General features: G+C 62.1%; 18 protein-coding genes and 1 pseudogene. 7 read left to right on the forward strand and 12 right to left on the reverse strand.

Going from position 1 to position 19,377, the window contains the following annotated elements; translation table 11 throughout:
• Positions 1 to 28: 28 nt before the first annotated feature.
• The 5 genes and pseudogenes from NKK50_RS31355 to NKK50_RS15880 all read right to left on the reverse strand — a co-directional run bounded on the left by NKK50_RS31355 (position 29) and on the right by NKK50_RS15880 (position 3,588).
• A complete protein-coding gene (locus NKK50_RS31355; RefSeq protein ID WP_348524527.1) occupies positions 29 to 265 on the reverse strand; it encodes an alpha/beta fold hydrolase in 237 nt (78 codons plus the stop codon).
• Positions 266 to 275: 10 nt separating this feature from the next.
• Positions 276 to 875: pseudogene (locus NKK50_RS15865) on the reverse strand (alpha/beta fold hydrolase); the annotation flags it as partial.
• Positions 876 to 1,106: 231 nt separating this feature from the next.
• Positions 1,107 to 2,036 carry a ribokinase gene (gene rbsK / locus NKK50_RS15870; RefSeq protein ID WP_023697413.1) on the reverse strand — a complete coding sequence of 310 codons (930 nt, stop codon included), beginning with the start codon at positions 2,034 to 2,036 and terminating at the stop codon, positions 1,107 to 1,109.
• A 4-nt stretch (positions 2,037 to 2,040) separates the two neighbouring features.
• Positions 2,041 to 2,493: an RbsD/FucU family protein gene (locus NKK50_RS15875; RefSeq protein ID WP_023834209.1), complete on the reverse strand. Its 453-nt coding sequence runs from the start codon at positions 2,491 to 2,493 to the stop codon at positions 2,041 to 2,043.
• A 42-nt stretch (positions 2,494 to 2,535) separates the two neighbouring features.
• Positions 2,536 to 3,588, reverse strand: coding sequence for an ABC transporter ATP-binding protein (locus NKK50_RS15880; protein ID WP_352543625.1), 1,053 nt, complete (start codon positions 3,586 to 3,588; stop codon positions 2,536 to 2,538).
• 272 nt (positions 3,589 to 3,860) lie between these two features.
• On the opposite strand from NKK50_RS15880, the gene NKK50_RS15885 reads away from it, so the two are divergent.
• The 3 genes from NKK50_RS15885 (at position 3,861) to NKK50_RS15895 (ending at position 7,666) form a co-directional block, all read left to right on the forward strand.
• Complete coding sequence (locus NKK50_RS15885) at positions 3,861 to 5,525, forward strand: ABC transporter substrate-binding protein (RefSeq protein ID WP_352499246.1); 1,665 nt, start codon at positions 3,861 to 3,863, stop codon at positions 5,523 to 5,525.
• A gap of 98 nt (positions 5,526 to 5,623) precedes the next feature.
• On the forward strand, positions 5,624 to 6,739 hold the full coding sequence (locus NKK50_RS15890) for a carbohydrate ABC transporter permease (RefSeq protein ID WP_023689462.1): 1,116 nt from the start codon (positions 5,624 to 5,626) through the stop codon (positions 6,737 to 6,739).
• A gap of 9 nt (positions 6,740 to 6,748) precedes the next feature.
• Entirely contained in the window at positions 6,749 to 7,666 is a 918-nt protein-coding gene (locus NKK50_RS15895) for a carbohydrate ABC transporter permease (protein ID WP_023669427.1), read from the forward strand.
• A gap of 233 nt (positions 7,667 to 7,899) precedes the next feature.
• Here the strand turns inward: NKK50_RS15895 and NKK50_RS15900 are convergent, their stop codons facing one another.
• Positions 7,900 to 8,643, reverse strand: a complete 744-nt coding sequence (locus tag NKK50_RS15900; protein ID WP_023689463.1) for a creatininase family protein — start codon at positions 8,641 to 8,643, stop codon at positions 7,900 to 7,902.
• Between the two features lie 3 nt (positions 8,644 to 8,646).
• Entirely contained in the window at positions 8,647 to 9,213 is a 567-nt protein-coding gene (locus NKK50_RS15905; RefSeq protein ID WP_023821099.1) for an SIS domain-containing protein, read from the reverse strand.
• A gap of 183 nt (positions 9,214 to 9,396) precedes the next feature.
• Between NKK50_RS15905 and NKK50_RS15910 the strand changes: the two genes are divergently transcribed.
• Positions 9,397 to 10,419, forward strand: a complete 1,023-nt coding sequence (locus tag NKK50_RS15910; protein ID WP_023669424.1) for an aldo/keto reductase — start codon at positions 9,397 to 9,399, stop codon at positions 10,417 to 10,419.
• A 90-nt stretch (positions 10,420 to 10,509) separates the two neighbouring features.
• On the opposite strand, the gene NKK50_RS15915 is transcribed toward NKK50_RS15910, so the two are convergent.
• The 4 genes from NKK50_RS15915 to clpP all read right to left on the reverse strand — a co-directional run bounded on the left by NKK50_RS15915 (position 10,510) and on the right by clpP (position 15,863).
• On the reverse strand, positions 10,510 to 10,782 hold the full coding sequence (locus NKK50_RS15915) for an HU family DNA-binding protein (protein ID WP_023669423.1): 273 nt from the start codon (positions 10,780 to 10,782) through the stop codon (positions 10,510 to 10,512).
• 196 nt (positions 10,783 to 10,978) lie between these two features.
• Positions 10,979 to 13,390, reverse strand: coding sequence for an endopeptidase La (gene lon / locus NKK50_RS15920; RefSeq protein WP_023682304.1), 2,412 nt, complete (start codon positions 13,388 to 13,390; stop codon positions 10,979 to 10,981).
• Positions 13,391 to 13,663: 273 nt separating this feature from the next.
• Positions 13,664 to 14,938, reverse strand: coding sequence for an ATP-dependent Clp protease ATP-binding subunit ClpX (gene clpX / locus NKK50_RS15925; protein WP_023682305.1), 1,275 nt, complete (start codon positions 14,936 to 14,938; stop codon positions 13,664 to 13,666).
• A gap of 295 nt (positions 14,939 to 15,233) precedes the next feature.
• On the reverse strand, positions 15,234 to 15,863 hold the full coding sequence (gene clpP / locus NKK50_RS15930) for an ATP-dependent Clp endopeptidase proteolytic subunit ClpP (RefSeq protein ID WP_023682306.1): 630 nt from the start codon (positions 15,861 to 15,863) through the stop codon (positions 15,234 to 15,236).
• Positions 15,864 to 16,173: 310 nt separating this feature from the next.
• Between clpP and NKK50_RS15935 the strand changes: the two genes are divergently transcribed.
• The 3 genes from NKK50_RS15935 to NKK50_RS15945 all read left to right on the forward strand — a co-directional run bounded on the left by NKK50_RS15935 (position 16,174) and on the right by NKK50_RS15945 (position 18,854).
• Complete coding sequence (locus NKK50_RS15935; RefSeq protein ID WP_023689466.1) at positions 16,174 to 16,764, forward strand: hypothetical protein; 591 nt, start codon at positions 16,174 to 16,176, stop codon at positions 16,762 to 16,764.
• A gap of 107 nt (positions 16,765 to 16,871) precedes the next feature.
• Complete coding sequence (locus NKK50_RS15940; protein WP_352543626.1) at positions 16,872 to 18,119, forward strand: cytochrome P450; 1,248 nt, start codon at positions 16,872 to 16,874, stop codon at positions 18,117 to 18,119.
• A gap of 18 nt (positions 18,120 to 18,137) precedes the next feature.
• Positions 18,138 to 18,854 (forward strand): transporter substrate-binding domain-containing protein, encoded by a 717-nt coding sequence (locus NKK50_RS15945; RefSeq protein ID WP_023669417.1) that lies wholly within the window; start codon positions 18,138 to 18,140, stop codon positions 18,852 to 18,854.
• A 21-nt stretch (positions 18,855 to 18,875) separates the two neighbouring features.
• Here the strand turns inward: NKK50_RS15945 and NKK50_RS15950 are convergent, their stop codons facing one another.
• Positions 18,876 to 19,208, reverse strand: a complete 333-nt coding sequence (locus NKK50_RS15950; protein WP_488505273.1) for a cupin domain-containing protein — start codon at positions 19,206 to 19,208, stop codon at positions 18,876 to 18,878.
• Positions 19,209 to 19,377 lie beyond the last annotated feature (169 nt).

The raw sequence follows: 19,377 nt of genomic DNA on the forward strand, positions 1-19,377 counted from the left end.
CAGGCCACCTGCAGAACGGAGCGGCATCTCAGCCGTCCAGGAACGCCAGAAGCGCGGCATTCACCGCGCTGGCCTCTTCGCGCTGTACCCAATGCGTCGGCTTCTCGAACGTCTGCAGGCCCCGATCGTTGCAAAGGGCCAGACTGCGCTCGGCCAGGCCATATTCCAGAGCTTGGTCCTGCATCCCCCACAGTACAAGGGTCGGTGTCGTGATCCGCTGCTTCAGGCCTGGGCGGAAGCGCAGCGCCCGATACCAGTTGAGCATGCCGGTCAGCGCCCCCCGGCCGTTCCCAGGCCTGCCGATACTCTGCGATTTCCTCCGCCGTGAAGGCATCTGTTCGGCTGGATTTGATGAGCGCCCGTGCCAGCAGAGCCGAGTGCCCTGCTCCCAGAACAGCCTCCGGCAGCAAGGGGAACTGGAAGAAGGCGGCATAGCTGCTCCGCAGGAACTGGGTCGGAGATCGCAAGGAATGGGCAAGCAGCACCTCGGGATGGGGCGCGTTCAGGATGACGAGCCTTTCCAGGCGGTGCGGCAGCTTTGCGCCTGCGGCCCAGGCGACGATACCGCCCCAGTCATGACCGACGAGGTGAAACCTTCCGATGCCGAGCGCGTCGGCGATGGCAACGACATCGCCGACGAGCTTGGGGAGCGTGTATTCACGGATGGCTTTCGGCTTGTCACTGGTGTCGTAGCCCCTCTGGTCGGGAACGATGACCCGGAATCCGGCGGAAGCGAGCGCATCGATCTGCCGTCTCCAGCCGATCCAGAAGTCGCCGGGAGCAGTCTGTCCCGGTCCAGCCGCTAGGCTGGCAGCAGCGGAGGCGTCGATCAAAGTGAATACCTCGCGGAGTTGACGAGGAGTTCTGATAGGCAAGTTTCAATTTCGCGCTTTTTCCCGCAAATTCGAGAGCGTAAGGAATTGAAACCATTCGTTGATTAATCAGGGGTTTTCGCCGGCCTGTCACGCCGGAGGTCGCGGGTTCGAGCCCCGTCACTCGCGCCATTTCTCCTCAGGAGAAATGTGGCATAATCGTCTAGAATCATGATCTTGCATGAGGCAATTCAGATCCGGTCGGATCTGAATTCGATCTCTCCCGCAACGACGTCACCCCTTGGCCAGCAGCGCCTCGACCTCATGCAGCGTCGGCATGGATGGCGCCGTACCCGGCCGCGTCACCGAAATGCCGGCGACGGCGCAGGCGAAGCGGACGGCTTGCAGCGGCTCCACGCCTTTGGCGAGTGCGGCGGCCAGGCCGCCATTGAAGGCATCGCCCGCACCGGTGGTTTCGACCACCGGGCCGGCATTGACCACCGGGACATGGTCGGACCGAGCGGCCGTGTGCAGCAGCGCGCCTTTTTCGCCGAGCGTGATGATGACCGAGCCGACGCCTTTTTTGAGCAGGCTGTCGGCGGCGCGGCGAGCGTCGTCGATCGAAGAAACCTTGATGCCGGTCAGTTCCTCGGCCTCGGTTTCGTTGGGGGTCACATAGTCGCACAGCGTGTAGATGCGGTCCGGCAGCTTGGCCGCGGGCGCCGGATTGAGAATGGTGGTCACCCCTGCCCCGCGCGCGATCTCGAGTGCGCGCAGTGCCGCGTCGATCGGCTGTTCGAGCTGGGTGACGAAGACGCCGGCTCCACGGATCAGGCCGGCATTGGCCTCGATGTCTTCAGACGAGATCAGCATCGCCGCACCCGGGCTGACGATGATGGCGTTGTTGCCGGTCGTCTCCTCGATGAAGATATAGGCCGCGCCGGTATAGCTTTGCGGCGTGTCGATGACGGCGGATTTCACGCCCGCCTCTGCCCAGGTCGCCTTGGCCATGTCGGCGAAAGCATCGACGCCAAGCCGGGTCAGGAAAGTGATGTCGGCGCCGAGCTTGCCTGCCGCCACCGCCTGGTTCGAGCCCTTGCCGCCAGGTCCCAGCTTGAAGGAATTACCAAGAATGGTTTCACCCATGCGCGGCTGTCGATCGGCGCGGTAGGCGGTGTCGGCGACGAAAACGCCCAGAATGACGACAGGTTTGCCCGACGCCATGGCCCTACTCGGCGTCCGGCGGCACGACGCCCTTGCGAAAGGCGAAGCAGCCATAGAAGCGGCGTTCGCCGGTCTGGATGACGCAATAGGCTTTCTTGGCGCGCTCGTAGAAGGCATAGCGCTCGACCGAGATCATCGGCCAGGCCTTGCCTTCCGCCTTGTCGATCTCCTTCTGCACCTCTTTTTGCACCGGCGGAATCTCGTCCGGCTTGCCGACAATCTCCATGCGCGCGGCCGCGTCGTCGACGAAAGTGTCGAGCGGATAGAGCGACAGCACCGCCTTGGCGACATCGGCCGCCGGCGCATCGATGCGCAGCAGCTTGCCGAGCACGGTCTGGCGCGCCACCGAATCGGCGGGGAAATTGGTGTCGGCGATGATCAGATCGTCGCCGTGTCCCATTGCCCTGAGCGCTTGGAGCACATCGGCATTGAGCAATGGGTTGATCCCTTTGAGCATGGCAGTCCTCGTCAAACAGGTTTGGTCAAAGTCGATTGGAAATCAGAGCCGGTTGCCGGTCTCGGCGTCGAAGAGATGGACCTGGTCGAGGCGCGGCTTGAGATTGAGCGTGTCGCCGGGTTTGAAGTCGTGGCGCTCGCGAAACAGCGCCACCATCTCGCCGTCGCCGAAGCGCACGAAGACCAGCGTTTCGGAACCCGTGGGTTCGACCACCGAGATTTTTGCCGGCACGCCGTCGGGATGGATTTCGAGATGCTCGGGCCGCACGCCATAGACCACGGCCTGGCCCTCCTTGGCGGCGCTGCCGGCCGCGACCGGGAACAGCGTGCCTGCAATCTCGACCTTGTCGCCCTTGCGCACCACGCCTTTGAGCAGGTTCATCGACGGCGAGCCGATGAAGCCGGCGACAAACAGATTGGCCGGCCGGTCGAACAATTCCAATGGCGCGCCGACCTGCTCGATACGGCCATCGCGCATGACGACGATCTTGTCGGCCATGGTCATGGCCTCGATTTGGTCGTGGGTGACGTAGATGGTGGTGGTCTTCAGCCGCTGGTGCAGTTCCTTGATCTCGGTGCGCATTTGCACGCGCAGCTTGGCGTCGAGATTGGAGAGCGGCTCGTCGAACAGGAAGACTTGCGGATTGCGCACGATGGCGCGGCCCATGGCGACGCGCTGGCGCTGGCCGCCGGATAGCTGGCGCGGATAACGTTTCAGGTACGGATTGAGGTCGAGAATGTCGGCGGCGCGCTTGACCCGCTCGGCGACCACGGCTGGATCGGTCTTGCGCAGCTTCAGCGCAAACGCCATGTTCTGCTCCACCGTCTTGTGCGGATAGAGCGCGTAGTTCTGGAACACCATGGCGATGTCGCGCTTGGCCGGCGGCAGATTGTTGACGATGCGCTCGCCAATGGCGATCGTGCCGCCGGAGACGGTCTCCAGCCCGGCCACCATCCTGAGCAGCGTGGACTTGCCGCAGCCCGACGGGCCGACCAACACCACGAACTGGCCATCGGCGATATCGACGCTGAGCTCGTGCAGGACCTTGACGGTTCCGAACGCCTTGGCCACATTGCTGATCGCGACTTGAGCCATCGTCCCCCCTTTTCTCGCGGTGAAGCTAGCCATTGCCAACGGCAAGGGCAAGTCGGTATGTTATCGATAAAAAGCCATTCGTGTTGACAAGGTAATCGATTACGCAAATATTAGCTGTTGCCAATCCGGCAGTCGGATTTTTATCCGAAAATCGGAGCTCCAGGCGACGCAGGGTGGGGTCCCACGTCCCCGTATGATAAAGGAGAACCGCCGACGTTTCGGCGTCGGAGGGATTGGCATTTAATTCACGACTGTTGTTCTGGGAGGAATAGATGAGAGTCGGTCTGTACGAAAAACTCGTCCGCGCGGGTGCCACCCGGCGTGACATACTCAAAGGCGCGGCCTCGATGGCCGCGATCGCCGCCGCATCGGGCGCTGGGCTCGGCGCTTTCACCCGCCCGGCTGAAGCCGCCAGCGAGCTACGCTCCAAAATTCTGCAGATCCCCGGCGTCGGCAAGGGTCAGCCGACGGATGCCGATTTCCAGAAGGTCGGCGAACTCTGCCTGGAAGCCACCAAGGCCAACGTCAAGGAAGGCGAATTCGCCGGCGTCGAGCTCACCTTCATGGGCCTCAACAACCAGAACCTGCACAATGTGCTGTTCCGCGGCTTCCTGAAGCCGTGGGAGGCCTATACCGGCGCCAAGATCAGCTGGATCGACCTGGCGCAGGCCGACTACAATGCCCGCCTGCAGCAGTCGATCGCCACCGGCACCGTCGACTTCGACATCATCGAGATGGGCGCGCCCTTCGAAGGCGATGTCTGCGGCAAGGGCCTGACGTCCGAGATGCCCGACTGGGTCAAAGAGCAGATCGACATGAAGGATGTCGTGGCCTATCTGCAGCCGCCGGTCGGCACCTGGGACGGCAAGCAGTACCGGATCACCGTCGATGGCGATGCGCACAACTTCAATTACCGCACCGACGTTTTTGCCGATGCCGACCTCGCCAAGGCGTGGAAGGACGGCGGCGCGGCCACCGAATGGGGTGTGCCGAAGACCTGGCAGGAAGTCCAGGCCGTCACAAAATTCCTCAAGGGCAAGAAGTTCAAGGATCAGGACGTCTTCGGCTATCTCGATGCGCCCAAGGCCTGGGGCGGTTTCGGCTTCTACTTCCTCGGCAGCCGCGCCACCGCCTATGCCAAGCATCCCGACGACAAGGCCTGGCTGTTCGATGCCGACACGATGAAGCCGCGCATCAACAATCCGGCCTGGGTGCGCGCCATCCAGGACGTCATCGACGCGCTGCCGTCGGAGCCCGCCGACCAGATCAACGCCGACCCGAACACGACAGCCTTCCAGCAGTTCCTGGCCGGCACCGGTTCGATGGTCACCTGGTGGGGCGACGTCGGCTCCAACGTCAAGACCAATGATAGCTCGGTCATCGGCGACGTCACCGGCTTCTCGGTCCTGCCGGGGTCCGACGACGTCTACAATGCCAAGACCGGCGCTTGGGACAAACTCGCCAGCGGCCCGAACTATGCGCCGAACTGCGCCTATCTCGGCTGGGGCGTCTACGTCATGGCCCGCGTCGATACTGACGAAAAGAAGAAAAAAGCGGCATGGTCGGCCGCCGCTCATCTCGGCGGCAAGGACCTGTCAATCTGGACGGCGATGTATCCGTCCGGCTTCCAGCCCTACCGCAACTCGCATTTCGACATTCCCGAATGGGTGGCGGCAGGCTACGACGAGGCGTTCATCACCTCGTATCTGAAGTCGGAAGCCGACAGCTACAACCATCCGAACGCGGCGATCGAGCCGCGCATCCCCGGCATCTTCCAGTATTATTCGGCTGCCGAGGACATTCTGGCCAACACATTCGCCGGCAAGATGAAGGCGCAGGAAGGCGCCGACGCCATTGCCGCGGCCTGGGAGAAGCTGACCGACCAGATCGGCCGCGAAAACCAGATCAAGCTCTACAAGGCCTCGCTCGGCGTGTAGGCTGATCCTATCGTGACAACAGGTCCGGCGGTGCAAGCCGCCGGACCTGACCGGCTCGGGCCGGTCGCAGGCTTGATTTTTTAAACGGACGGGGACGCGTGGCAGACCAGACCACCAATGCATGGCCGGCCAACGCCGGCCCAGCCGATCTGATCTCGCCGGCCCGCAAGCGGGCGGGTTTTGCCCTGATGGCGGCCGCCACGCTTGGCCTGCTGGCGGTGATCGCGTTTGAGATCCTCTACAAGAACGAGATCACCACGCTCGGCTTCGAGACCTGGCGTCCGATCGTCTACGCCTATGTTCTGTGGGGCGTGGCGCTCGGCATCGGCCAGGTGCTGACGCGCGGCGAGGACGGCCAGCGCGCGCTGTTCCTGCTGCCGGCGCTGCTGTTCACCATCGCCATGGTGATCTTCCCGACGCTGTTCGGCTTCTATATCGCGCTGACCGACTGGAACCTGTCGTCCTTTTCCGGCCGCAAGTTCAACGGGCTCGACAATTTCTGGCAGATGCTGGCCGATCCCTACTACCGCAACGCGCTGTTCAACATGGTGCTTTATGTGCTCGCCGTGCTGGTTGAGTATGTGATTGCCTTCGGCCTGGCGCTGCTGCTCAACGCGCAGATCCGGGCGCGCAAATTCTTCCGAGTCGTCTTCCTGATGCCGCTGATGCTGTCGCCGGTCGCGGTATCCTGGATGATCGGCAAATCGCTGATGGAGTACCGTTTCGGGCCGGCGGCGACGCTGGCGCGCCATCTCGGCTGGGAGAACCCCGCCTTCTTCTCCAACCCGATCACCGCCCGCATCTCGATCATGGTGCTCGACGCCTGGACCTTCATCCCGTTCATGATGATCATGCTGCTTGCCGGCCTGCAGGCGATGTCGCGCGACGTGCTGGAAGCGGCGCGCGTCGATGGCGCCACGCCCTGGCAGACTTTCTGGCAGGTCACCTTCCCGCTGATGCTGCCGGTGTCGGTCACGGCGGTGATCCTGCGCATCATCTTCAAGTTGAAGCTCGCCGACATCATCATCACCGTGACCTCCGGCGGGCCTGGCGGCGCCACCGATTCGGTGTCGAGCTTTATCTACCGCGAATACCGCGACCGCTCGAATGTCGGCTACGGCACCATGCTGGCGATGGCCTATCTCGTCATCATCGTCGTGTTCGTGACCTGGCTGTTGAAATTCGCCAATCGCTTCGTGCGCAACGTGAACTGACGAGGCACAATGAGCGTCCAGACCACCGACTATGCTGCCTCGGAAATCCGCTCACCGCTGGGTTTTCTGGCCAATCGCATCTTCATCTATGGCGCGCTGGCGTTCTGGGCCTTCATCTGCCTGTTCCCGATCTACTGGACCATCACCACCTCGTTCAAGACCGCGGTCGACGTCACGCAAGGACACCTCATCCCGTTCGTCGACTTCCAGCCGGACTGGAAGGGCTGGCGCTCGCTCGGCCTGTCGCCGGATTCGATCTTCCAGACCTCGACGGTGCGCGAGGAGTTTTTCAAGCGCTTCATGAATTCGGTCATCACCTCGGTCGGCGCGTCGAGCCTCGCCATCGTCATCGGCAGCCTCGCCGCCTATGGGCTGACCCGCTACCGCTATCAGTTCGCCTGGTTCAAGAACGAGGACATCTCCTTCTTCTTCCTGTCGCAGCTGATCCTGCCGCCGGTGGTGCTGGCCCTGCCCTTCCTGGTGCTCTACCGGGAAGTCGGTCTGCTCGACACACGCATCGGCCTGATCCTGCTCTACACGCTGATGGTGCTGCCGATCGTCATCTGGATCATGCGCGACCAGTTCAACTCGATCCCGGTCGAGCTCGAGGAGGCAGCGCTGGTCGACGGCCTCTCGATCTGGGGCGCTTTTTTCCGCATCGTCATGCCGATTGCGCTGCCGGGCATGGTCGCCGCTTTCATCCTGGCGATGGTGCTGTGCTGGAACGAGTATTTTTTCGCCGCGCTGCTGACCTCGACCGACGCCAAGACCATCCCGGTCATGGTGGCGAGCCAGACCGGCTCGCAAGGCATCAACTGGTGGTCGATGGCGGCGCTTGCCACCGCCGCGATCGCACCGCTGGCGGTCATCGGGATTGCGCTTGAGCGGTATCTGATCATGGGCATGACGGCGGGCGCGGTGAAGTAGGGCGAGAGGCGGCGTGCCCCTCTACTGTTGACCTCGGCGGGACAGCACCCCCCCTCTGGCCTGCCGGCCATCTCCCCCGCAAGGAGGGAGATCGGCAGCTTTGGCTGCATCGCTTTTCTTGCGACGTAGGTGATTGGCGAAAGCGGAAATGACATCTGATCTCCCCCCTTGCGGGGGAGATGTCCGGCAGGACAGAGGGGGTGTGAAGGATCGCTACAGAGCGACTTTGTCTGCTAGCGCCCCAATATCGCCCTCAGGTGATCCATGATCATCGCGACGCCCTTCTGCCCTAGCTCCGCCGAGGCCTCCGGCGCACTGGCCGTATACCACGCGGTATTCTCGCCAAAACGCCCGGCATCGACCGCTTCCGGACACAGTGCCAGCATCAATGATGTCTCGCCAACACCGGCGTGATCGAACGGATACTTCCCGTTCATGGCAGCCGACATTAGCGGGTGCACCTGCACCCAGTTGAAGAAATTCTCGCCGGCGGCGTGCCCGGCATAATAATCGGCCATCTCGTCTGAGCCCCACCAGCCCTCGCCGCGCTGCTTCTCGAGGAAGCGGAAAATCGCCTGGCGGCCGGCGGCCTTGAAGGCGAGATCGGTCGGCATGCCGGCGGCAAAGTTCTCGGTCTGGTGGTGGATGATGGCGTTGATGTTACGAAAGCCGATGCGCAGCAGGCTGTAGAACAATTCTTCGGCGAACGGCGCCAGCTGGTTGCCGCCGACCTGCACCGAGCCGTTGCCTTCAGGTGCTGCCACCACATAGCTCGCCGCACCGTAGTAGAAAGCCGGCAGGATGACGATGTCGGCCTCCTTCTCGTAGAGCTCCAGCGTCTTGACGACGGCCAGCGTGTCCATGCCGACAGCCATGTGCTCGCCGTGATATTCGAGCACGCCGAGCGGGAGAGCGACCGGCCAGTTCTCGGCGATCGCCTTGCGGATCTGGTGCGGCAGCATCAGTTCGTAGCGCATGATCTATTCCATGTTGGTGTGGCGGGCGCGCATGGCCTCGGACGACTGGCCGGTCAGCGCCTTGAGCTTCAGCACCATGACCTCGAACAGCAGGAACAGCGCCCCTTCGAAGACCGAGCCCATCGGCAGCAGCGATGTCTTTTGCGGCCCTTGGTCACGCGCCATGGTCTGCGCCGGGATCAGCAAGGTGAAGTCGGCAAGCGCGACCGCACTGCTGCCTGCCTCGGCGGTGAGCAAAAGCACGGTGGCGCCGGCCTGGCGGGCGACTTGCATCAAGGTGAGCACCGTCGTCGTCTCGCCCGGGCCGGAACTGACCAGGAAGACATCGGCTGCGCCAAGCGGTGGCGTGTTCATGTCGCCGACCACCGACACCTCAAGCCCAAGGTGATAGAGGCGCATGGCGAAACCCTTGAGCTGCAACGCTTCGCGGCCGCAGCCATAGACGCCGATCTTTTGCGCGCGGGCCAGGGTTTCGCAGGCGATGTCGATGCCGGCTTCGTCGACGCGCGCCAGTACGGCGCCCAGCTCTTGCAGGGCGGTCGAAAACATATCCGAGCCGGCATTCGCCATGAGAGTCCCATCTGTCGGGCCGGGTTTGTGGCCGGTGATTTCCGGTTGCGCGCTTTCGGAAAAGGCTTGTTTTTGTTCATGCTATCATCGGGAAAATGCCTGTCCAACGGCCATGGCGGCTTTTGCTGAGCCAGCGGCGTGATAGTGTCATGTCAGACAATCAATCCAGGAAATCAGCACGACATGAAGACACGGCATTTCGACCGCATCGGCAATGGCGGCCTCGACTTCACCGAGCTTGGCTTCGGCAGCGCGCCGCTCGGCAACCTTTACCGCGCCGTCCCCGACGCGGATGCCAACGCGACGCTGGAGGCGGCGTGGGCGACCGGCTGCCGTTACTACGACACCGCGCCGCTCTATGGCCTGGGCCTTGCCGAAACACGGCTCAATGCCTTCCTGCGCGGCAGGAAGCGCGACGATTATGTGCTGTCGAGCAAGGTCGGTCGCCTGTTGCGCGCCTGCCCGCCGGAGGAACGAACCGGCATCGGCAAGTTCTTCGACACACCGACGCGCAAGGAGGTCTACGACTACAGCTATGACGGCGTCATGCGCTCGTTCGAGGCGTCGCTGGAACGGCTTGGCGTCGACCGCATCGACATCCTTTTCGTCCATGACCTCGACATCTTCACCCATGGCAGCAAGGAGGCGTCAGACCAGCGCATCGAGGAATTCATGGCCTCGGGCTACAACGGACTGGTTGCGCTGCGCGACCAGGGCGTGATCAAGGCCTTCGGCGGCGGCATCAACGAATGGGAGGTTTGCCAGACGCTGGCGGAGCGTGGCGACTTCGACCTGTTCCTGCTGGCCGGGCGCTACACGCTGCTGGAACAGGAAGCGCTTGCCACCTTCCTGCCGCTCTGCGAGCAACGCGGCATCGGCATCGTTCTCGGCGGTCCTTACAATTCCGGCATCCTGGCGACCGGGCCGAAGCCAGGCGCCTATTACAATTACTCCGAGGCGCCAAGGGACATCATGGATCGCGTCGGGCGCATCGAGGCCGTCTGCCAGCGCCATGGCGTCAGGCTGATCGAGGCGGCGCTGCAGTTTCCGCTGCTGCACCCTTCCGTGGTGTCGGTCATCCCCGGCGGCCAGCGGCCGAGTGAAGTCGAAAGCAACCGCGCCCTGCTCGATGCCAAGCTGCCTGCGGCGCTGTGGGCGGACCTCAAGCAGGAAGGCCTGATGCGCGCGGATGCGCCGGTGGGCTGAAGGCTCGCCTCAGCGGGCTGACGGCCTGCCGCCATCGAGGCAAAAGAAAAGCCGGGCGAACCCGGCTTTTCAACATTCTCTGAAAAATTTTTAGTTGACCGCGTCCTTGAGGCCTTTGCCGGCCGAGAACTTCGGCACGGTACGCGCCGGAATCTTCACTTCCGCGCCAGTCTGCGGGTTGCGGCCAGTCGATGCCGCACGCTTGGAGACGGTGAAATTTCCGAAGCCGACGAGCCGTACATCGCCGCCCTTCTTCAGTTCGCCAGTGATGACGGAGAACACCGCCTCAACCGCCGACTGTGCGTCACCCTTCGAAATGCTCGCGGATTCAGCGACAGCGGAAACCAGTTCGTTCTTGTTCATAAAAATTCCCTTCCATGAGAAAACCGGAACTTTCGACTCATCCGGCAGGAGAGGGACTTTAGAAAGAAGCGCTCGCAAACCCAAGTCAAAAAGCCGGAAAAAAGTTGAAAAAAGCCCGGAAATGGTGGGTTTTTCACATGAAAAAGCCGGGCTCAAGGCCCGGCTCTCTCTTTGTGCACTGCAACTTTAGTAGTTTCTAATGTGCAAGCGACTTTCCAGCATCGTCAACGGTATCGGTGGAAGCCGGCGGATTGACTGGCTCGACCCACTCGATTGGCTCCGGCATGCGCACCAGCGCGTGCCTCAGAACCTCGCCGACACGTGAGACCGGAATGATCTCCATACCGTTCTTCACATTGTCCGGTATCTCCGCCAGATCCTTGGCGTTGTCTTCCGGGATCAGCACCTTCTTGATGCCGCCGCGCAGTGCGGCGAGCAGTTTCTCCTTGAGGCCGCCGATCGGCAAGATGCGGCCGCGAAGCGTTATCTCGCCAGTCATCGCCACATCGGCCCGGACCGGAATACCAGTCATGACAGATACGATGGCCGTCGCCATGGCAGCACCTGCAGACGGACCGTCCTTCGGCGTGGCGCCTTCGGGCAAGTGGACGTGGATGTCACGCTTGTCGAACAGCGGCGGCTCGATGCCGAAATCGATGGCCCGCGAGCGGACATAAGAGGCCGCCGCCGAGATCGATTCCTTCATCACGTCGCGCAGATTGCCGGTCACCGTCATGCGGCCCTTGCCGGGCATCATGACGCCTTCGACCGTCAGCAGCTCGCCGCCGACTTCCGTCCAGGCAAGACCGGTGACGACACCGACCTGATCGTCAGCCTCGACCTGGCCGAAGCGGAAGCGCGGAACACCGAGGTAATCGGCGAGGTTCGCCGCCGTGATGCTCACCGTCTTCTTCTTCGTCTTCAGGATCTCGGTCACCGCCTTGCGCCCGAGCTTCATCAGCTCGCGCTCCAGGCTTCTGACGCCCGCTTCACGGGTGTAGGTCTGGATGATGCCGCGGATCGCGTCCTCGCCGACGGAGAATTCCTTCGGCTGCAGGGCATGATCGCGGATCACCTTGGGCATCAGGTGACGCTTGGCGATCTCGATCTTCTCGTCCTCGGTGTAGCCGGCGATACGGATGATCTCCATGCGGTCCATCAGGGGCGCAGGGATGTTCAGTGTGTTCGCCGTCGTCACGAACATCACGCTCGATAGGTCGTATTCGACCTCGAGGTAATGGTCCATGAACGTCGAGTTCTGCTCGGGATCGAGCACCTCGAGCAAAGCCGATGACGGATCGCCACGGAAGTCCTGGCCCATCTTGTCGATCTCGTCGAGCAGGAAGAGCGGGTTGGACTTCTTGGCCTTCTTCATCGACTGGATGACCTTGCCGGGCATCGAGCCGATATAGGTGCGGCGGTGGCCACGGATCTCGGCCTCGTCACGCACGCCGCCAAGCGCCATGCGGATGAACTCGCGGCCGGTCGCCTTGGCGATCGACTTGCCGAGCGAGGTCTTGCCGACGCCGGGAGGGCCGACGAGGCACAGGATCGGCCCCTTCAGCTTCTTCTGGCGGCTTTGCACGGCGAGATACTCGACGATGCGGTCCTTGACCTTGTCGAGGCCGAAATGATCGGTGTCGAGCACGTTCTGCGCAAACGCCAGGTCCTGCTTGACCTTGGAGTTCTTGCCCCACGGGATCGACAGGATCCAGTCGAGGTAGTTGCGCACGACGGTCGATTCCGCCGACATCGGCGACATCGTCCGCAGCTTCTTCAACTCGGCTTCCGCCTTTTCGCGGGCCTCCTTGGAGAGCTTGGTCTTCTTGATGCGCGCCTCGATCTCGGCGGCCTCGTCGCGGCCGTCCTCGCCTTCGCCGAGCTCCTTCTGGATCGCCTTCATCTGCTCGTTGAGGTAATATTCGCGCTGCGTCTTCTCCATCTGGCGCTTGACGCGCGAGCGGATGCGCTTCTCCACCTGCAGGACGGAGATTTCGGCTTCCATGAAGCCCATCGCCTTTTCCAGCCGTTCCTTGACGGACAGCGTGGCCAGCATCTCCTGCTTCTCGGGGATCTTGATGGCGAGGTGCGAAGCAACCGTATCGGCGAGCTTGGAATAGTCGTCGATCTGGCTGGCGGCGCCCACCACTTCAGGCGAGATCTTCTTGTTCAGCTTGACGTAGTTTTCGAAGTCGGTGACGACCGAACGGGCGAGCGCCTCGACCTCGACCTCTTCCTCCTCCGGCTCGACCAGCGCCGTGGCGGTAGCTTCGTGGAAGTCCGGACGGTCGGTGAACGAGACGATCTTGGCACGCGACGCGCCTTCGACCAGCACCTTGACGGTGCCGTCGGGCAGCTTCAGCAATTGCAGCACATTGGCGAGCGTGCCGATGTCGAAGATCGCATCGGGCTCGGGATCGTCATCGGCGGCATTCATCTGGGTGGCAAGCAGGATCTGCTTTTCCTGACCCATAACCTCTTCCAGCGCCTTGATCGACTTTTCACGCCCGACAAAGAGCGGAACGATCATGTGCGGGAACACCACGATGTCGCGCAGTGGGAGGACTGCGAAGACGCCGTCGCTGGGAGCCTTGGATATTTTGGCCATTGTCCAACCTTTCATGTCGCGGCCGCTAATCGAGCCAACCGCGAATCTCATATTAACGACCGAGGATCGTTCCGCCTACCACCGTTTGTGACGGGAGTTTTACAGCACAGAATTCGGCACCACGGCCTTCCGATGTTAGTTGGATGCACGAGGGGCAAAGATCAAGGGTCGACACGTTCGTTCATCCACTCCGTCACAAGGATCGGTACCTCACCACAGCAAAACGGCGCCCCGCGGGCGCCGTTCCATAAAAAGGTTAGGCCAGATGCCAGATCAGGCGCTGACGTTGCCCTTCTTTTCCTTCTGCTCGGAATAGATGTAGAGCGGCCGGGCGCTGCCGGTCACCACTTCTTCCGAAATCACCACTTCGCGCACGCCTTCCAGGGCGGGCAGTTCGAACATGGTGTCGAGCAGGATCGCTTCCATGATCGAGCGGAGGCCACGGGCGCCGGTCTTGCGCTCGATGGCGCGCTTGGCGATCGCCGACAGCGCATTCTCATGGAAGGTCAGGTCGACACTCTCCATCTCGAACAGCCGCTGATACTGCTTGACCAGCGCGTTTTTCGGCTCGGTCAGGATCTGGATCAGCGCCGGCTCGTCGAGGTCTTCCAGCGTCGCCAGGACCGGCAGACGGCCGACAAACTCGGGGATGAGGCCGAACTTCAAGAGATCCTCGGGCTCGACCAGGCGGAACACGTCACCGGTGCGGCGATCCTCGGGCGAAGCGACGATGGCGCCGAAGCCGATGGAAGTCTTCCTGCCGCGATCCGAGATGATCTTGTCCAGCCCGGCGAAGGCGCCGCCGCAGATGAACAGGATGTTGGCGGTGTCGACCTGCAGGAACTCCTGCTGCGGATGCTTGCGGCCGCCCTGCGGCGGCACGGAGGCAACGGTGCCTTCCATGATCTTCAGAAGCGCCTGCTGCACACCCTCGCCCGACACGTCGCGGGTGATCGATGGGTTGTCGGACTTGCGCGAAATCTTGTCGATTTCATCGATGTAGACGATGCCGCGCTGGGCGCGCTCGACATTGTAGTCGGCCGACTGCAGCAGCTTCAGGATGATGTTTTCGACGTCCTCGCCGACGTAACCGGCTTCGGTCAGCGTCGTCGCGTCGGCCATGGTGAAGGGCACGTCGATGATGCGGGCCAGCGTCTGGGCAAGCAGCGTCTTGCCGCAGCCGGTCGGGCCGATCAGCAGGATGTTGGACTTCGCCAATTCGACGTCGTTGTTCTTGCCGGCATGCGCCAGGCGCTTGTAGTGGTTGTGGACAGCCACCGACAGCACGCGCTTGGCGTAGGGCTGGCCGATGACATAGTCGTCGAGAACCTTCAGGATCTCCTGCGGGGTCGGCACGCCCTCGCGCGACTTCACCATCGAGGTCTTGTTCTCCTCGCGGATGATGTCCATGCACAGCTCTACGCACTCGTCGCAGATGAACACCGTTGGGCCGGCGATCAGCTTGCGCACCTCGTGCTGGCTTTTGCCGCAAAACGAGCAATAAAGCGTGTTCTTCGAATCACCGCTGTTGTTGCCGACTTTGCTCATTTTCCTGTCCTTTCATGGCCGCCCGCCGATGGTCTGGCTGAAAGGGCGCATATTCTATCTATCGCGGGAATTCGCCGCCGCCAGTGTCCCGGCTCCCGCAACGCATTCCGTACGAAACACAAATCAGAAAACGTCGCAATGATTCGCGCCAACCCTGCACAAAGCTAAGCCGTCGAAAATCAACATAGCCTTAACGTAGGCAATCCCATCCACCGAGGGAACAGCCAATTGTGGCCGAAATGCCGCAAATCCCAGCAAAAGCGCGTTATCCAGCCACGCAACTGCCATGCAGCGCTTATGCCGCAGCGCCTTCGACCGGCTCGCGCGACGAAATGACCTTGTCGATGAGGCCGAAATCCTTGGCTTCGTCGGCTGTCATGAAATGGTCGCGGTCAAGCGTCTTTTCAATGTCTTCGTAGCTCTTACCGGTGTGTTTGACGTAGACCTCGTTGAGGCGGCGCTTCAGCTTGATGATGTCCTGCGCGTGCCGCTCGATGTCGGAGGCCTGGCCCTGGAAACCGCCGGAAGGCTGGTGAACCATGATACGGGCGTTCGGCGTGGCAAAACGCATGTCCTTGTGGCCGGCGGTCAGAAGCAGCGAGCCCATCGACGCCGCCTGGCCGATGCACAGCGTCGACACCGCCGGCTTGATGAACTGCATGGTGTCGTAGATCGCCATGCCCGAGGTCACCACGCCGCCCGGCGAGTTGATGTAGAGATTGATCTCTTTCTTCGGGTTCTCGGCCTCGAGGAACAAAAGCTGTGCACAAACCAGCGTCGCCATACCGTCTTCGACCGGGCCGGTGATGAAAATGATGCGCTCTTTCAGCAGGCGCGAGAAAATGTCGTAGGCCCGCTCGCCGCGATTGGTCTGCTCGACCACCATCGGAACGAGGTTCATGTAGGTTTCGACGGGGTTCTTCATGGACTACCCTTTTTGGAGATGGGGATTCCGGCGCCGGAACATCGGGCAGAATCGGTTCTTGATGGTTAGAATGTAAATAGGATGCCGGCTCACCCTAGCGCAAGGCCGCCTCCTCCTAGCCATCTGGTTAAGTCGAATCAAGGTTTCCGCGCAAGGGAAAGTCCGAACGCGGCCAGCGGCGTTTTTGCGGTGTAGCAATTCCTTAACCGCGTCGCTTAACGAAATGCGGCGAAACCGCTTTCCCCCGGAGAACCTTCCCCTACAATTCAACATTGAACCTCACGTTTCGGGTTCAAACAGGGGGAGTGCCATGATCAGGAAAACTGCTTGCCTCGCCATCTCCGGCCTTGCCGGTCTCGGCATGGTGTCCGATGCGGTTGCCGGCGGCCGGGCCGCCGAATGCTATGAGCCGGTGCACAGGCCGGCGCTCTATGACACCGTCTATGAAGACGTCATGGTCAGTCCCGGCGGGCAGTTGGTCGACTATGATCCGCCGATCTATGGCACCATGGAGCGCGTCGAGCAGATCGCGCCGCCCCGAGTCACCTATGACATCGTACCGGCGAGAACCCGCACCGTTTACCGCACGGTCCAGGTCGACGATGGCGGCTATGCCTGGGAATGGCGCGTCATCCACGGCCGCAAGGTGCTGTGCAAGGTGTGGCGCAAGGCCCGCTACGCGCGTGTGGCCGAAACAGTGGTGGTTGAACCGGAGCGCACCCGCCGGGTTGTGCTGCCGGCCGAATATGAGAGCGTCGCCCATGAAGTGCTGGTGCGGCCCGAGCGGCGGCACGTCACCCAGATAGCGCCGTCATACCAGAGGATGGCGCGCCGGGTGGTGGTGCAGGAAGGCTCGACCAGCTGGCGCCGCGTGCATATTGCCAGGCATTGCGAGGATTAGACTTCGGTACTTCGCCGAGGTCCGCCTCGGTTGGCTCAATCCATAGGGCCGTCGGGTGCCAACATCCGGTCTGGCACCAAGCCGGCAAGCCGCGGTAATGGTCTGGCATGACCACATCCATGCCGCCCTACCTCGCCTTTGATCCAGCCACGCGCCGCCTGCGGCTCGATCCGCACGAACCGGCGTTTTTCCAGAACCCCTACGACGCCTATGCCGTCCTGCATGGCGCATCGAATGCCTTCTTCTGGGAGGAATTCGGCTTTTGGTGCTTTGGCGGCTTCGACGACGTCAACCGGCTGTTGCGCGACCGCCGCTTCGGTCGCCAGAACCCGGCCGGCATTCCCGACAGCCGCGGCATCGGCGAGGATCGCTCGCATTTGGCCGCTTTCGACGGCATCGAGAGCAATTCGATGCTGGAGCTGGAGCCGCCGGTGCACACCAGGCTCAGAACCCTGGTCAACCGCGCCTTCGTCTCGCGCCAGGTCGAGCGGCTGCGGCCGCGCGTGGAGGCGCTGGCCAATGAGCTGATCGACCGTTTCGAACCGCGCCAGGTCGATCTATTGCCCAGCTTCGCCGCACCTTTGCCGATCACCATCATTGCCGAAATGCTCGGTGTGCCGGTCGAAATGGGGCCGCAACTGCTCGACTGGTCGCACCGGATGGTGGCCATGTACATGCATGGCCGGACGCGCGAGACCGAGGAAGCGGCCAATCGCGCCGCGCACGATTTTTCCGACTTTTTGCGCGGCTATGTCACCGAGCGGCGGAAGAAGCCTGGCGACGACCTGCTATCGCTGCTGATCGCGGCACAAGAGGATGGCCAGAAGCTGTCGGAAGACGAGTTGGTCTCGTCTGCCATCCTGTTGCTCAATGCAGGCCACGAGGCGACCGTCCATCAAACCGGCAACGCCGTGCGCACGTTGCTGGCGCAAGGCGGCGACCCCGGCCGTTTCTTCACCTCGCCGGAAGCAACCGCTGCAACGGTCGAGGAGTGCCTGCGCTTCGACGCGCCGCTGCACATGTTCACCCGCTACGCCTATCAGGAGGTCGAGGTGACATCGGGGGTTGTCGTACAACCGGGCGAGACGGTCGGCCTGCTGCTCGGCATGGCCAATCATGATCCGCTTGCCTTTGCCGAACCTGGCGCCTTCCAGCCCGGCCGACCAGACCAGAAGAATGTCTCGTTCGGCGCCGGTATCCATTTCTGCATCGGTGCGCCGCTGGCGCGGCTGGAATTGCAGGTGTCGCTGAAAACCCTGTTCGAGCGGCAGCTGCAACTCCATCTTGCGGAGCAGCCGCGCTTCCGCGACACCTATCATTTCCATGGGCTGGAAAAGCTTATTGTGAGCTTGTGAGGACGGCGGAGCCGACGCATGCCCGAGAAAATGAGATTCGCCTTTCTACAAGAACCACCCTTCTGCTTTATCGACGGATCGGGACGTCTGGGCGGCAGCGATGCCCAACTGGCCAAGAGGGTCTGCCTGACGCTCGGGCTGGAACTTTTGCCCATCGAGACCGAGTTTGCCGAGCTGCCGCCTGGGTTTGCCGAAGATCGGTGGGACATAACCACCGGCCTGTTCTTTTCCGACGACCGCCGGAAGCTGGTCGACTTCACAAGGCCGATCTGGATGCTGGCGGATGGATTGCTGGTCGCGAAAGACAATCCCCGCGCCTTCGATGGCTATCGGTCCGTCGCCAATGATCGGACGGCGCTGATCGGCGTCATATCGGGCCAGATCCAGCACCGGACGGCCCTGCAAAACGCTATTCAGCCCGAACGGCTAAGGATATTTGCCACTCAGCCCGAAGCAGCTAACGCCGTCGCGGCCGGCGTGGTGCATGCCTATGCGAGTGCAGCGCTCGCGCATCGCGGCTATCTGAGCCGGCGACCCGACGCGCCTCTCGACGTCGTCGACGTCCCGGCAGTCGAAAAACAGCCAGCGCCCGGCGCTTTCGCTCTCGCCAAAGGCAGTGCCACCCTGCTCCAGCGCGTTGATTTATGTCTCAGTGATTTGCTTGGAAGTCCCTGGCACAGGGAGATGATGAGCGGATACGGCTTTTCCGACACTGACATCGATCGGCTTTTGTGAAGTCCAAGCGCGACCGAGCGGTCAGAGCTTGATCACATACTCCTTGCGGGTCGTTTCAAGCACTTCCCAACTGCCCCTGAAGCCTGGCCTGAGCACGAAGCTGTCGCCGGCGCGCACCGTGCGCGCCTCGCCGCCATCCTCGGCAACCACCGAGACGCCGGACAGGATGTGGCAGAACTCCCATTCGTCATATTCGATGCGCCATTTGCCCGGCGTCGCTTCCCAGATGCCGGCATAGAGGCGGCCATCGCGCTCCTCGACATTCCAGGTGCGGAACTTCGGATCGCCCGCAATCAGACGATCCGGCGCCGGGGCGCCATGTTCGGCGTCGACGCTGTCGGTCGATATTGCCAAGTAATGCGCGGACAGGGTTTGCCTCCAACAGATTAGTGAGTAGTGAGTAGTGCAGTGAGTAGTGCAGTGAGTAGTGACTAGTGAGTAGTGAGTAGTGAGCGGGAAGCGCTCCCTCGAGCGGGTGGCTGATCACTAATCACTGCTAACTAGTGAATACCGACTACTACTC

It is taken from the genome of Mesorhizobium sp. M0001, from assembly GCF_040324255.1.
In the GTDB taxonomy this organism is placed as follows: Bacteria; Pseudomonadota; Alphaproteobacteria; order Rhizobiales; family Rhizobiaceae; genus Mesorhizobium.